This is a genomic window from Blautia pseudococcoides (assembly GCF_001689125.2).
GTDB lineage: Bacteria > Bacillota > Clostridia > Lachnospirales > Lachnospiraceae > Blautia > Blautia pseudococcoides.
The window spans coordinates 5076925-5092012 of record NZ_CP015405.2 but is presented as its reverse complement, the minus strand read 5'-3'; the positions used below and the strand labels follow the sequence as shown (position 1 = coordinate 5092012).

Here is a 15088-nt window from a genome sequence, read left to right as displayed (position 1 = left end):
GTGCCGCACCCAAAAGCTCCCTGCGAAGCCCGATACAGCACCCCCACTATATATGATCCTTAAACGATTGTCACTAGTACTACAGGAACAAACTTCCCACCTGGAATACCAGCACAGATGCCGCGTATGCCAGTATAAGCTGAAACAACACCATTTTTAAAGTCCAGGCCCAAGACCTCGTTTCCCTCTTGATCGTGGCCAGTGTAGCCACACACGGTGTATACAGCAGACAGAACACCATCAGGGAGTAGGCATTCAGCGCGCCGAACCCCACAGTACCCAGGGAAGCGCTGAGCACTGCCATACCCTGGACGGAGTTTACGTTGTTCACACCGTAGAGCACGGAAAAACTGGATATTACCACCTCTTTGGCAGACAGGCCTGAGATCAGCGCCACCACGATCTGCCATGTACCCAGACCCGCAGGAACCAGCAGCGGTGCCACCACTTTTCCAATCTGGGCGCCAAAGCTCTGTGTCACATCCGCGGTCATGCCATGGATACCGTAATTTAAAATAAACCAGATAACAATAGAGGCGACAAAAATGGTTGTACCTGCTTTTGTCAGATAATCTTTCACCTTTTCCCATACATATATCCGGATCGTCCTGGCATTAGGTATTTTATAATCAGGAAGTTCGATCAGAAGGGTTGCCTTCTCACTGCTCTTCCACACCTTTCCTATAACCAGCGCTATGGCTATGGCCATCAGAAGTCCCAGAGCATAGAGGGAAAAAGCTGCGATCATGGCAAACTTTCCGAAGAACATATCCGCAAACAGAACGTAAATAGGCAGCCTTGCCGAACAGGACATAAACGGTGTCAGAAGTATGGTCTTCTTCCTGTCCTCCTGGTTTTCCAGCGTCCGGGATGCCATGACAGCGGGAACCGTACACCCAAAGCCCAGCACCATGGGAAGAAACGCCTTGCCGGAAAGTCCCACCCTTCCCATAATCCCGTCCATGACATAGGCTACACGTGCCATATAGCCGCTGTCCTCCAGAAAGGCCAGAGCCAGAAACAGGATAAAGATATTAGGCAGAAAGGTCAGGATACCGCCTACACCAGTCATGATGCCGTCCACCATCAGCGAGACGAGCCAGTCCGCAGTCCCCAGGTTTTCCAGCGTGTTTCTTGCCACAGTAAAGGCCAGATCCATCCAGGATTCAAACAATCCCTTAACTGCATCTCCCACTGTAAATGTGAGAAAAAACACCATGGCCATAATTCCCAGGAATACCGGAACTCCCCAGACGGGATGGGTCAAAACCCTGTCCGATTTCTCTGTCAGGGATTCCCTGTTTCCCTTATAGAAAACACATTCTTCCAGAACTGACTCTATATATTCATATTTCTGATTAATAATCTGTTTTTCATAATCCCTGTCGATCAGGTCAGACACATCAATGGGATGCTCCTTGAATATCTGCTCATCATTTTCCAGGATCTTTATACTGTGCCAGCGGATATTTTCACTGTCAGGATGTTCCGCTGCAATACGCTTGGACACTTCCAGGATCTTTCTCTCAATATCCGGACTGTATGTGACAACCGGGTCAGCCACAGGCTCCTCATAATGATGCTTGACTGCGTGCAGAAGTACATCCAGGCCGCTCCTTTTTCTGGCAGACACAGGTACCACCGGAATATTGCCCAGCATTTCCGGAAGTCTGTGAAGGTCCAGCTCCATTCCCCGCTCCTCCACAATATCCATCATATTAAGAGCCAGGATAACCGGTTTACCCAGCTCCAGAAGCTGCAGAGTCAGGTACAGATTCCTTTCCAGAGCGGAGGCGTCCACAACATTTACGATCACATCCACCTCACCGCCCAGAATAACCTTCCGGGATACCATCTCCTCCATAGAGTAGGAGGTCAGACTGTAAATGCCGGGCAGGTCGATCAGCCTCATCTTCTGCCCTTTATAGGATGTCTCCCCCTCTTTTTTCTCAACCGTGACACCCGGCCAGTTGGCAACCTTCAGGTTTGCCCCTGTATATGCGTTAAATAAAGTGGTCTTGCCGCAGTTTGGATTGCCTGCAAAGCCTACGCGAATTTCCTCTTTCATCCTCCAAGCTCCTCCACTTCTATTCCCTCCGCGATCTCATTGCCAAGCGCCCATCTGGTCCCTCTCACCTTGATAATAGTGGAACCATTGTGCTTTCTGTTCAGGACTACTACCTTTGTTCCCTCCAGAATTCCCAGTGCCTCCAGCCGCCGCTGGATTTTTTCCTGCTCCTGAACGCTGGTTATGCGGTAATTCCGCAATATATCCGCCTGATTCAGCTTCATCTGTTGTACTTCCTTCCGTTTCTATTTTCCCTGCTGCTTCCCGCCCACGTAACGGGACGCATCACTTTTTCCAGCCTCCTGGGCTTCTTCTATATGTTTTGCGTATTCATTCTCCTGATATTCTGCCTTGCCGCTCTTCTCACTGAAGGTCATCTTGAGCAGAATAGGTGAAATGATCGTTGTGATAACTACCACCACCACGATCGGCCCCAGAAGGGCGGAGGACATCAGACCTACTGCATTGCCCTTTGCGGCAACAATGAGGGCCACCTCGCCTCTGGATACCATGCCCATGCCGATGCGGACACAGTCCTTGTTCTTATACTGACAGACTTTAGCGCCCACACCGCAGCCCACGATCTTTGTGAGCACTGCCACAATAACCAGAACCACTGCGAACGTGATGATCATGGGGCTCATATCCGGAAGCTCCACCTGAATACCAATGCTGGCAAAAAACACCGGTGACAGCAGTATATATGACAAAATCCCAAACCGTCTTGCAATGTAATTGGTGTGCGTTGTCTTGGTGATGATCAGACCTGCAAAAAATGCCCCTGTAATGTCTGCGACTCCGAAAAATTTCTCTGCACAATAGGAAAAGAGCAGACAGATAACAAAGGAGATGATGACGAACCGCTGCAGGTCCCTCTCATAACCCTTCACCCACTTTTTAAAGATAATGTGAAGCACATAGCCTCCAACGCCTACAAACACGAAGAATCCCACGATTTTTGCAAATACAACCACCACATTCACGCTGGAATCCGCCAGGCTTGTGATGACGGTCAATGCGATAATACCCAGCACATCATCAATAATGGCAGCGCCCAGAATGGCATTTCCTGCCTTGGTGTTTAATTTACCCATCTCTTTTAAGGTTTCCACAGATATGCTCACACTGGTCGCTGTCAGAATGACACCGATAAAAATGTTCTGCAGCATAATACTTGCTGACGCATTGGATGCTATCATGCCCGGACGGTTGAAGAACCAGGCTACACCAAATCCTCCCGCAAGCGGAACCAGCACACCTAAAAGGGCAATGACAAAAGAGGCCTTGCCGCTCCTTTTCAGCTCATCAATATCTGTCTCCAGGCCTGCGCAGAACATCAGCACAATAACACCAATCTCCGACACCTCGTGGATAAACTCCGTCTGCTTCAGTATCCCAAAACAGGCCGGCCCCAAAAGCAGTCCCGCAAGCAGGGCGCCCACCACCTGAGGCATCCTGACTTTCCTGGTAAGAAGTCCAAAAACCTTGGTGCTCAGTAATATAAGCGCCAGGTCCAGTAAATAATTATAAGAGTTCATGTTGTTTCGTCCTTTCTCTCCCCTGTGTCTTACTCTTTTCCCGATTTCCGCACAAAACGAAATCGAATTAATCGTACCACACTTCTAAAAAAAAGGGAATGGAAAAACATCACAAAACCTCAAAAAACCACACAAAAGGCCGCCCCAAAAGGGCAGCCTTATCCTTGTCCGTCATCTCTGTGCTTTACATGGATCTGCGCTCTGCGATTTCCGCCATCTTGGCAGTGTTCAGCCTGGTATCACCATGTACACGGCTGTACGACAGATACCCGTTCATCCTGTCAATCTTAGTCAGGTTTGTGGACCCGCAGATCGGGCACACATCCATCTCCAGCTCCTCATGGCCGCAGTCATCACAGTAAGCCAGGGAGAGATTCACACCCTCATAATATCCCAGCGTCATGGCTCTTCTCACCAGCGCCCGGATCGCGTCTGTATTGTACCCGATGGGATAGCGCACATACTGGATCTTGCCGCCGTTGCACAGCTCCCAGAAACGGCCCTCACAGTCCTGCTTCTCAATGGGGGTGATCTCCTCTGTCACATGGCAGTGGAAACTGTTGCTGACATAGGGGCGGTCCGACACGCCCTCCACAATGCCGTACATCTTTCTGAACTGTTCCACCTGCAGACCGCACAGGCTCTCTGCCGGGGTGCCGTAGATCGCGTACAGATTGCCGTCCTCCTCCTTGAACTGGCTCACCTTATTGTTGATATACTGAAGGACCTCCAGGGCAAAGGCACCGTCCTCCCGGATGGACTTTCCGTTGTACAGCTCCTGCAGCTCGTTGAGGGCAGTGATGCCAAAGGAGGCTGTCATAGGTCTCAGAAGGGGTTTTATCTTGTCAGAGGGCTTTAGACTGCCTCCGTAAAATCCGCCCTCACAGTATGCCAGCGGATTGGTGGATGCCTTCATCTCCCCCAGATAGTCATAAGTTCTGATATGAAGCTGGCGGATCATTTCCAGGTAGAAGTCAAGCACCTCATAAAAATCACGGTTCTCCGCTCTGGCCTTTGCCAGGATCATGGGCAGATGCAGGCTGACAGCCCCCACATTGAACCTTCCCACAAACACGGGCACATCCCGGTCATCCGCAGGTGTCATACCGCCCCGCTCATACCAGGGGCTTAAAAAGGCGCGGCATCCCATGGGGCTGATCACCTTTTTATACTTTTTGTACATACTGGAAATATAGCCTTTCCCGCTCATGGACAGCCAGTCCGGATACATGGTTTTGGCTGAGCACGCAATACCGGCCTCGAACACATCCTCACTGGTGCCGCCCTCCCCGTGGATCTCCTCATCATATAAAAAGACAATCTTCGGAAACAGCACCGGTTTCCTGTGGCCTGCTTTTCCCTGTCCCTCTTTATGTACATTGAGAAGGGAAATACTGCACATCTTTTCAAACCGCTTGGTTCCCAGTCCCAGCGTCACTGTCACAAATGGGTAATCTCCTCTGGAGGAACCCACGGTATTGAGCTTGTACTCAATACCCTGCCATCCCTGATCAAAATCCCGCTGTACCTTGTCATATGCGTACGTTTCCGCTTTCTCCAGCGCGTGTTCCCACTCCGGGTCCACATATTTTAAAAATTCTTCTCTGTATTTTGTGTAGCTTTTCTCTGCATAAGGGGCAAGTATCTTATCCACCTCGGGCACAGTAAAACCGCCGTACTGCTGGGCAGCTGTACTCAGAATAATATCTCCCATAACATCAAAAGCGGTGTCCAGTGTCTTCGGTTCGTTGTACCACACATTCCCCATCTCAAATCCGCCCCTCAGCACATTTGCCACGTCAAAAAGACAGCAGTTCATGGTATCCAGCCTTGCGGACTGGTCATGAATGTAAATATAGCCGTCCTTACATGCCTGCAGCTCATTGCGGTTCATGAAGAATTTCCGGTACAATTCCTTGTTCAGTTCATTAAAGATCAGGCTCCTCTTGGTCGCAACCAAAGCACTGTCCGTATTGGCATTGCTCTTGTCACCGATATAACGGATAGACTGGCTTTTGGTATACACCTCGTCCATCATGTGGATAAAATCATGCTTATAATTTCTGTAATCCCGGTAGCTCTTGGCAACTGCAGGATTCACTTGCTCCAGTGCTCCCTCCACGATATTGTGCATCCCCTGGATGGTGATTTGGTCCTTTCCCAGGGACTCTGCCTTATCTGTGGCGTATCTGCACAGAAAGTCAATCTCCTGCTCTGTAAAGCTGTACATAATTCTTTCCGCGGATTTATTGACTGCTCTGACTATTTTCTGTACGTCAAATTCTTCTTTTGTTCCGTCTTTCTTAATTACATAAATCATTGCCTTCTCCTCATTGCAGCACTACATCTTGTGTCACTTATTATTTTATTGTTTTGTTATTACCAGATTTTGTATCACAAAGTATATCATGTTTCTCTTTGAAATGGAAGTGGGAATATTGCACAAATTCTTGACGAATTTAATCCAATATCCCCACCAAAGCCCTGTGGCCTCTGCATTTTCTACCGCGTAATATTATTAAGCCATTTATAACTTTTATACCGTTTCCAGGAAAACGGCACTTTTATCACCTCATCGCTGCACAATATTATGTAAACCCATGGCATGGGCACATGTATCACAAAGGCTGCCACAGCCGCAGCAAAAATAGAGCAGAGCCACATGATCCCCACATCCAAAAACAGCCCGAACATGGTATCTCCCCCGGCTCTGAACACGCCCACCACTAAAGTAGAGTTAAAGGACTGCCCCACCACATAGTAGGACATGATCACCATCATGACCTGAAGATAGGATTTTGCCAGAGGCGTCAGTTTCAGCATATTGCACACAAAGGGCGAGATGATCAGGATCAGGATACCTCCCGCTGCCCCAAACAAGAGGGACAACTTGGCAAACCGGTTTCCATAGTCCCTGGCAAGCTCCTCTTTCTTCTCTCCGATCGCCTTGCCTATCATGATGGCCGTTGCGTTGGAGATACCAAAGGCAATGACCATGGACAACTGTCTGCACACCTGTGCCACGGAATGCGCCGCCACAGAGGCGCTGCCCAGATGCCCCACAATGGAGGAGATTGCAGCCATACCCGCGCCCCAGGCAAATTCGTTGAGAAGCACCGGAAACGCATACACGAAAAAATCCTTTTCCAGCCATTTATATCTCTTAAACATGTCTTTGATGCGTATGAGGACCACATCATTTTTCTTCCGCGCATAATATACCACAATGATAACCTCCACAGCCCTGGCGCAGAGCGTGCCGATAGCCGCACCTGCTGCCCCAAGAGCCGGCGCCCCAAAAAGGCCGAAGATAAATATTGCATTCAGTATAATATTCACAGACAGGGATGTGGCGTACACCACCGTGGCGATGACCACACGCTCAATACTTCTGATTATGTTCAGATATACATTGGTAAACGCTGCAAGTATGTATGAAAATGCCACGATCCGCAGATAACTCACGCCCTCCGCAATGATCGCCTCATCTGAGGTAAAGATCCGCATCAGCAGGTCCGGCACACACACAGCCAGCGCCGTAAATACTGCAGCAGACAAAATGGCGATCCGAAAAGACATGCCCATAACCTTCTCAATGGTTCTGGTATCATGTTTTCCCCAATACTGGGCAGTCAGCACACAAGCCCCTGAGGTAAGCCCGAAGAAGATCAGGGACAATATAAAATACACCTGGTTAGCCAGGGAAACGCCGGAAAGGGCAGTCTCTCCCACTCTTCCCAGCATGATAACGTCCGTGGATGTAACCCCCACGTTGATCAGGTTTTGAAGTGCCATAGGCATGACAAGGCTCAGCACATTTCTGTAGAACCGCTTGTCCTCTGTTGTCATGCTAAATCTCATAGTTCAATCGTACCGTCAAAAACCACTTCCGCCGGACCTGTCATGTAAATGGTATTCTCTTTCCTGTCCCAGAAAATCTTCAGGTCGCCGCCCAGCAGTTTTACCGTTACCTCCTCCTCTGTATATCCGTTCATCACACAGGCCGCCGCCACTGCACAGGCTCCGGTTCCGCAGGCCAGGGTCTCCCCGCTGCCTCTCTCCCAAACCCGCATCTCCACGGTCTTCTCATCCAGGACCCGGACAAACTCTGTGTTGACTCCCTCAGGAAATGCCTGGTGTTTCTCAAAATACGGGCCGATCTCTTTAATATCCAGCCCTTTTACATCATCCATGAACACAACTGCATGGGGATTTCCCATGGAAACCGCAGTCACCTCGTAGACCTGCTGATCGACAGCCAGAGGCTCCCGGATGACTTTTTCTTTTTTATGCTTCATGGGAATATTTTCCGTGTAAAACTCCGGCTTTCCCATATTCACTTTCACCTGGGCCACCCTGCCGTTTTTCACAGTCAGATCCAGATATTTGATTCCGCTTTTGGTATCCACACTGATCCTTGTCTTATCCGTCAGTCCGTAGTCGTACACATATTTTGCCACACAGCGGATGCCGTTGCCGCACATAGCACCCTGGCTGCCGTCCGCGTTATACATCTCCATCTCAAAATCCGCATTCTCTGAAGGTTTGATCAGAATCAACCCGTCAGATCCAATGCCGAAATGCCGGTCACTGACCTTTCTTGCCGCTTCAGACGGATCTTCCACTGTCTCCTGAAAACAGTTTACATACACATAATCATTGCCGATTCCCTGCATCTTTGTAAATTTCATCACCGCTGCCTCCTTTGCTTTGTATCCTGTGTTCTCCTTTTTCTTTTCCTCCGGACAGCATAATTCCATATCCGGTCCGCAGAGAAAAAAGAGGGTGTCTGTAAAAGATACCCTCTTTGTTTCTTTGCTATTAATCATAGCAATCCATAATTCTTTTGTCAATGCAAAAAACAGTTATCACTATTCACAGTTTATGTCAGACTCTCCTTATTAGCAGGTAGCTCCGCCCACCTCATGAAGCTTGGCGGAAAGGATTTCCTCTTTCCTCTCCAGGATCTCATCGGAGATAAGCTGCGCTTCCACATTCTCAAATCCAAGACGCTCAATGGTATCTGAAAAACGCTCTCCTGTCTTACCCTGTTCCCTGTACAGAAGCAGTGTTTTCTCAATCAAGCTCATAAGCTCTTCTTTAGTTGTGAAAATTTTGCTCATAGGCTTACCAATGGCAATTTTCTTTCCCCATCTACCGCCCAGGTAAATCTTATAACCATAAGTACCGTCCTCGATAGCATCAAAATGACAGGTGCCGATACAGCGTCCGCAATTGATACATTTGTCCCTGTCAAGTTCCATAACGCCGTCAACTAACTTTACGGCATCAATAGGACAGGCTTTCACAACTCCGCACTTTTTACATCCGCTGCACATATCCTCATCATAGTTTGGAATGAGCTGACCAACGATACCCAGGTCATTCAGGTTCGGCTTTACGCAGTTGTTTGGACATCCGCCCACAGCGATTTTGAATTTATGAGGCAGTTTTACATCATGCCAATTTGTATAAAACTCATCATGGATCTCCTCTGAAAGACCAAAGGAATCTAAAAGACCATACTGGCAGGTAGTTCCTTTACAGGAAACCACAGGGCGCACTTTGGAACCGGTACCGCCTGTGTCCAGCCCGCATTTCTGGATATAGGCACGGAACTCGTCAATCTTCTCATAGGGAACTCCCTGTACTTCAATAGTAAGACGTGTGGTATATGTAACTGCACCGTTGCCGTACAGCTTTGCTGCCTCCCCAATACAAATCTGCTGTTCTGCTGTGATCTTTCCGTTTTTTGTGATAATCCTGGCGGAAAAATTGTCCGTTCCCTTGTTGCTCAAAAAGCCCAGGGCTTTTACTCTTTTTTCATCGTCCTTGCTCACTGTTAATGTTGCCATTTTAATTTCCTCCAACTTTTTATCTTTTATGGCCTTGCCTGTCCTGTGCGATCCTGTTGTTAATCTTGCTCATTTTGTCAGTCTTCCGTCAAATCTTCCCCGTTAAAGGTACTTCCGCCTTCCAGAACCTTTGTATTGGTATACCCATAAGATTTCAGGCGGTTCTGCAGCATGTATGCCCTCTTTCCTTTTGCACATACCAGAAGCATTTTCTCATCCTTGCTGTGGCCTTCCACTTCTCCGTCAACTTCCTCCAGGTTCATGAACTCCACACCTTCCAGGGTTGGTTTCAGGGAAGCGTCAATCACCTTATAACCTTCTGCCATTCCCTCTGCAAACTCAACCGGAGTAAAGGTCTCGAACGAACCGGACATCTTGTTCAGAAGAATATTGATGCAGTGTGCAAACGGATGGATGGCAGTTGAGAATGGCGGTGCGTAAGCAAAATCCAGATGCTCCAGCTGCTGCACCGTGGCCTTCAGACTCAGTGCCGCTACAGCAATATCCACCATCTTATCCACAGCGCCTTTTCCAAGAACCTGGATCCCCAGGAACTCACCTGTTGTTTTATCCCCAATCATCTTAACCAGGAAAGAACCCGCTCCCGGATAATAATGAGCCTTGTCATCCACTACAGCCACAACGGAAACCACATCGTGTCCCACATCCTTTGCCGCCTGCTCTGTAAGTCCTGTACGCCCCGCATTCAGACCCGGCAGTTTTACCACACCTGTTCCCAGAACACCGGGATAGGAAACATCCGCACCGGCAATATTCTGTGCCGCGATCCTGCCCTCAATGTTGGCTGAGGAACCCATAGGTGACCATGCCCTGGCATGTGTCATGCGGTTAGTGATCATGGAGCAGTCCCCGAGAGCGTAAATATTCTCATCATTGGTCCTCATATGGTCATCTACCAGAACGGTCCTGTTCGGTGCAAGCTCAATGCCTGTATCAGCCAGGAATGCGGTATTTGCACGGATACCAAGGGAGAGTACCAGAGCGTCGGCTTTGATGGCTCTTCTGGATGTTTTAACCTTCTCAACCGTTCCGCTGCCTTCCACACCCTCTAGCTTTGTATCCAGAAGTGTCATGATCCCCTGGTCTGCCAGATGATTCTCCACAAACTCTGCCATCTCCGGATCAAATCCCGGCATAATGTGAGGGAGCATATCCAGAACTGTAGTGCGGATACCGCGGCTCTGAAGATTCTCTGCAACTTCCAGACCGATAAATCCACCGCCTGCGATCACTGCTCGCTTAATTTCCCCCGACTCCGCTGCTTTTCTGAGCGCTTCCGCATCATCAGGAGTTCTCATAAGAAATACATTTTTCATATCCAGTCCCGGAAGGGGCGGTACAACCGGAGACGCACCTGTTGCTATTACCAGTTTATCATATGTATATTCTTTTGTCTCACCGGATTTCAGGTCTTTTGCAGTTACCTTTCTGCCCTCACGGTCAAGCCCTGTCACCTCAATACTTGTCTCAACTTCTGCTCCTGTCAGTTTTGCAAATTTCTGAGGTGTGTTGACGATCAACTGGCTTCTCTCATGAATGACATCCCCTACATAATAAGGAAGCCCGCATCCTGCATAAGATATGTCTTCACTCTTGGTCAGAATCAGAACTTCTGTTTCTCTGCTTTCTCTTTTCAGTTTTGCTGCTACCTTTGTACCTGCGGCTACACCGCCGATGATCAATACCTTCATAGCCCATACCTTCTTTTCTCAAATTTGCTTTTCATGTTATCCGGTCCCTGCTCCCGTCTCCGTTACCGTTCCGAAATCGTTAGGATCTGCAGACCTGCCTGCGAACAGTGACCAAGGATTCGTTACTGTTCGCGGGATAGTGTTGTGCGATCAGCAGCAGGAATTATTTTCCTTAGCTTTATATCCAGTATAGCACTTGTACATGTATAAGAAAAGTAATATAATATTATATAATTAATAGGTTTTACCTATGATAAAGGAGATTCGTTATGACAATCCGACATCTGAAAATATTTCTGGCTGTAGCAGAGGCGGGAAAGATGAGCCTGGCCGCGGAACAGCTTTTCATCACCCAGCCCTCCGTCAGCCAGGCTATCCGGGAACTGGAGGAACACTATGGGACCCTGCTCTTTGAACGTCTCTCTAAAAAACTATATATCACAGAGGACGGCAAAACCCTCTATATCACTGCCAAACAGCTTGTCACACAGTTTGAAAGCCTTGAGGAGAGCATGCGAAAGGAAAACCGGCGGGAGAAGATCCGCATCGGCGGCACCATTACCCTTGGCAGCGGTATCCTCTCTAAAGTAGTCCGGGACCTGAAAAAGGAACAGCCGGACCTTGATATTTATTCTTATATGAATAATACGCAGATCATAGAACAGAAGCTTCTGAACATGGAACTGGATGTGGGCATCGTGGAGGGCAGGGTCAAAAGCCGCGATCTGGTCAGCATTCCCCTTATAGATGACATGCTTGTGCTTGCATGCGGCCAAGACCATCTTTTTTATGGCCGTCATACCTTATTTATCAATGAGCTGAACGGACACGATTTTGTAAAGAGAGAGCCCGGCAGCGGCACAAGAGAGCTGTTTGAAAATTTCATTGTCCGCCACGGCCTTGATATCCACACAGTCTTTGAGGAGAGCACCCCTGATTCCATAAAAAATGCCATACAGATCAACAACTGTATGGCTGTTATCTCCATCCGTCTGTTGGAAAAGGAGATCCAGAACCAGGAGATCCATGTATTCACCGGTCCTCACAAAGAATGGAACAGGGACTTTTCCTTTGTATACCACAAGGACAAATACCTGACCGATTCCATTATCCGTCTGAAGGAGATCGTGAGCAGTTACAATGATGTGGAAGAAATAAAAAAACTGCCCGGAGGACAGTTAGTTGACCGCTGAACACGGAAAGGCGTTACTATTCAGCCCTCCGGCTTCACAGCAACAAAAGCATGCACACAGACTGCACAAACCGCAGTCTGGCGCGAGGCTGCCTCGGGATTGCCTTGCAATTGCAAGGCAACGCCTCGCGGACAGTGGAAGAAGGCTGAACTGTTACGAAAGGCTGCCGTTTTCAGCGGCAGCCCTTCCTACTTCATTTAAGCTTCTACAAATACTTCTTTTCCCATACCGCAGATTGGGCATACCCAGTCTTCCGGAAGGTCATCAAAAGAAGTTCCCGGTGCGATCCCGTTCTCAGGATCTCCTACCTCAGGGTCATATTCATATCCGCATGGTTCACATACATATTTTTTCATAATATTATATACCTCCTATAATCAGCTTCTCCAGTTATCTCCTGAATTACACTGATTTTATCACATATTCATTCATAAATCCAGTCTTTTTTTGTCCAATTTATCCATTACTAAATATTGTTAAGAAGAGACTGCGCACTTACAAAACTCATAAGTGCGCAGCCTCTTCATCCGGGAAAGTAAGAGGAGTTTACTTTCCCTTCCTTATAATTTGGAAACCCATATACATAAAACAGATTTCCTAGACATATTCTAAGTAACTATTTCTTTTTCTTGTAGCCAGCCATCTGCCGTGTGTCAGCATCCGCCACCACAGCTCTGGAATTCTTCTTTCTGGCCAGTACCATAATCTGTTTTGCATCTGCCTTTGTGAAAAACAAGCGCTTGCTTCTATTGCCCCTGCCAAAATGGAGCGCTATCAGTTCCGGATGCTTTCTGTCCTCACGGATCACCGAAACGATCTCTTTCCAGCTCCAAAAATCATAGTGTGTGGTAATCCTCATCTGATAAAAAATTTCCAGTCCCCTCTCGGTAATGACTGTATCCTTTTTCATCAACAGTGTCAGTATGTACAACACACCAAATACAGCAGCCACGCGGTAAGGCGTGATAATACCGCCGATGATCAGGGCGGCGGATAAGATCCAGCAGCCATATGTCACCCACGGTTTACGTGGTTTCAAATCCCTTGCATAATATATCGGTCCTTCTAATGAGTCCCAGGGAAGATGCTCAACGCTCACTATGATACTCCTTTCAAAAAACAATAGACATCATGTTTATGCCTGTGCTCTCGGTGCTTTACCTGCTGCACGCATAGCTTCAAGATTCTTCACTGCCAGCTCATGCTTATCTGCTGGAGCTGCTGCCGGTTTGCGCATGGTTGTCTTTCCAAAAATATTGGTATACGCACCGTCAGCCCAGAAGATATTGCGTCCCAGGAACGCCAGAATCGCCGCAAGAATCGGGTTTAACAAGTTAACGAATGCAAATGGGAAGTACATGAACGGATGCACTCCCAGAACGCCCATCTGGTAAGCGCCGCAGCCCGTCCACGGGAACATAACTGCCCACAGAGTACCACAGTCCTCCAATGTCCTGGACAACATATTTCGTCCCAGACCCATCTCATCATATTTGTCCACATAAAGCGGAGCCGGCACACCAATTCCCAGGAACTGGTCACACATGGTAGCATCGCAGAATAAGGATGTCAGAAGTGTGGCAAGAATCAGACTTCCCACAGAGTGAAGTCTCTTCTTCAGACCTCCGAACAGTGTATCCACACATCCGCAGCGCTCTAAAGCACCGCCGTAGGCTACAGCCAGCAAGATCAGATTGATGGTCCACATCTGGTGGTCCATACCTCCCCTGCTCAGCAAGTCGTTGGCCAGATCGTTGGTTGATTCAAATGTTGTACCATAATGCAGAATGTCAAACAGTTCTCCTAAGCTGTGCACACCCTGGAAAATTGCTGCAAACAGAACACCGCATCCAACAGAGATTGAAATACCAACCAGTCCCGGTACCTTCATGATACAAACAACCACGATCACAACAATAGGAAGCAGCAGAACCGGACTTAAATTAAAGCCTTCTGCCAGTGCTGCCTGTAAATCTGTTGCAACAGAGGCATCGAATCCTGATGTATCAATATTCAGGCCCATGATCGTATATAAGATCAGGGCGATCACAAACGTTGGCCCGGTGGTCGAGACCATGGCCGTAACGTGGTCAAATAGTCCCGTCTCTGAAACTGCTGCTGCCAGGTTTGTAGTATCGGACAGTGGTGAGAATTTGTCTCCCACGTATGCGCCGGAGATGATCATACCGGCTGTAATGGCAGGATTAATACCAAGGCCTGCGCCAATACCTAAAAAAGCAATACCAATGGTAGCGGTAGCCGTCCAGGAAGAACCACATGCCAGACCAACAACAGCACACATAATACAGCCGATCGGCAGGAAAAGCTTAGGTGTCAGTAAATCCAGGCCGTAATAGATCAGGGCCGGAATTGTACCGGACATAATGAAAGATGCCACGAGAATACCAACTGTACAAAGAATCAGTATGGCTTCCATTGTAGCACTCAGTCTGTCCAACATACCAGCTAACATGTCGGAAAAGCTGTGTCCGCAGAGACAGCCGATGATACAAGCCACTACGATAGATACCAGTAACGGCATATGGGCATCGCTGTATCCGCTTCCTCCTACGAAGCCATAAAGCATGAGTGCCATCATGACAACGATTGGAATAATTGCCTCGATAAAATTAGGAAGGCGAACCGTACGTTCTTTCTTTTCTTTTTTTCCCATTAAAACTTACCCTCTTTTCTTAAATTATTTTTGCAGGACAGTTTAAGA

Annotated in this window: 12 protein-coding genes; 1 reads left to right on the top strand and 11 read right to left on the bottom strand. The window is 48.1% G+C overall.

Annotated features, from left to right (window positions below; translation table 11 throughout):
* Nucleotides 1-79 precede the first annotated feature (79 nt).
* From feoB to A4V09_RS23840, 8 genes are all read right to left on the bottom strand, one after another.
* A complete protein-coding gene (feoB, locus tag A4V09_RS23875) occupies nt 80-2068 on the bottom strand; it encodes a ferrous iron transport protein B (protein WP_065544532.1) in 1989 nt (662 codons plus the stop codon).
* Nucleotides 2065-2292 (bottom strand): FeoA family protein, encoded by a 228-nt coding sequence (locus A4V09_RS23870; RefSeq protein ID WP_065544531.1) that lies wholly within the window; start codon nt 2290-2292, stop codon nt 2065-2067. The genes feoB and A4V09_RS23870 overlap by 4 nt, the downstream gene beginning before the upstream one ends.
* Before the next feature lie 21 nt (nt 2293-2313).
* A complete protein-coding gene (locus tag A4V09_RS23865; protein ID WP_065544530.1) occupies nt 2314-3606 on the bottom strand; it encodes a cation:proton antiporter in 1293 nt (430 codons plus the stop codon).
* A gap of 184 nt (nt 3607-3790) precedes the next feature.
* Nucleotides 3791-5926, bottom strand: a complete 2136-nt coding sequence (nrdD, locus tag A4V09_RS23860; protein ID WP_065544529.1) for an anaerobic ribonucleoside-triphosphate reductase — start codon at nt 5924-5926, stop codon at nt 3791-3793.
* Between the two features lie 182 nt (nt 5927-6108).
* Nucleotides 6109-7455: an MATE family efflux transporter gene (locus tag A4V09_RS23855; RefSeq protein ID WP_330396477.1), complete on the bottom strand. Its 1347-nt coding sequence runs from the start codon at nt 7453-7455 to the stop codon at nt 6109-6111.
* Nucleotides 7456-7463: 8 nt separating this feature from the next.
* Nucleotides 7464-8297 (bottom strand): diaminopimelate epimerase, encoded by an 834-nt coding sequence (dapF, locus tag A4V09_RS23850; protein WP_065544942.1) that lies wholly within the window; start codon nt 8295-8297, stop codon nt 7464-7466.
* A gap of 210 nt (nt 8298-8507) precedes the next feature.
* A complete protein-coding gene (locus tag A4V09_RS23845) occupies nt 8508-9461 on the bottom strand; it encodes a ferredoxin-like domain-containing protein (RefSeq protein WP_065544527.1) in 954 nt (317 codons plus the stop codon).
* Nucleotides 9462-9538: 77 nt separating this feature from the next.
* Complete coding sequence (locus A4V09_RS23840; protein ID WP_065544526.1) at nt 9539-11173, bottom strand: FAD-dependent oxidoreductase; 1635 nt, start codon at nt 11171-11173, stop codon at nt 9539-9541.
* A gap of 269 nt (nt 11174-11442) precedes the next feature.
* Between A4V09_RS23840 and A4V09_RS23835 the strand changes: the two genes are divergently transcribed.
* A complete protein-coding gene (locus A4V09_RS23835; RefSeq protein ID WP_065544525.1) occupies nt 11443-12366 on the top strand; it encodes a LysR family transcriptional regulator in 924 nt (307 codons plus the stop codon).
* Between the two features lie 197 nt (nt 12367-12563).
* Here the strand turns inward: A4V09_RS23835 and rd are convergent, their stop codons facing one another.
* The 3 genes from rd to nhaC form a co-directional block, all read right to left on the bottom strand.
* Complete coding sequence (gene rd / locus A4V09_RS23825) at nt 12564-12722, bottom strand: rubredoxin (RefSeq protein ID WP_065544524.1); 159 nt, start codon at nt 12720-12722, stop codon at nt 12564-12566.
* Between the two features lie 260 nt (nt 12723-12982).
* On the bottom strand, nt 12983-13465 hold the full coding sequence (locus tag A4V09_RS23820; protein WP_065544523.1) for a PH domain-containing protein: 483 nt from the start codon (nt 13463-13465) through the stop codon (nt 12983-12985).
* A 36-nt stretch (nt 13466-13501) separates the two neighbouring features.
* The gene (gene nhaC, locus A4V09_RS23815; protein ID WP_065544522.1) at nt 13502-15040 is read right to left on the bottom strand and encodes a Na+/H+ antiporter NhaC; all 1539 of its coding nucleotides are present in this window, start codon (nt 15038-15040) and stop codon (nt 13502-13504) included.
* Nucleotides 15041-15088 lie beyond the last annotated feature (48 nt).